Raw genomic sequence first — 348 nt, forward strand, 5'->3', positions numbered from 1 at the left:
AATGACACTTTCAATACATGACGGATTCGTTGTGCAGGCTGATCAGTTCACTTGGTGTTTGTGTAGCAATCTTCACCTGATTTCTCGCTGTTCTCACAATGTTTCACAAAGGTCTGAAAGGCGATCCCATTGATCATTAATAAGAGCTTTCAATGGACTGATATACAGTACCACTCCTTTATTATTATCTTCATTCAACAAGTGCGTTAAAATTGGAAAGAAAGCAGCCTCTGTTTTACCAGAGGCTGTAGCAGCAGCAATAATCACATCCTGATTAGCACTAATCAATGCTGGAATTGCTTGGTTTTGAGCATCTCTTAGACTTGACCAACCTTCTGACCAAATCCA

General features: G+C 39.9%; 1 protein-coding gene. It reads right to left on the reverse strand.

Translation table 11 applies throughout. The features are described 5' to 3' along the window. Window positions 1-93 precede the first annotated feature (93 nt). Window positions 94-348: DEAD/DEAH box helicase (locus DLK05_RS17360; protein WP_127345128.1), on the reverse strand; the 255-nt coding region annotated here is incomplete at its 5' end.

The organism is Ancylomarina longa, assembly GCF_003996985.1.
GTDB lineage: Bacteria > Bacteroidota > Bacteroidia > Bacteroidales > Marinifilaceae > Ancylomarina_A > Ancylomarina_A longa.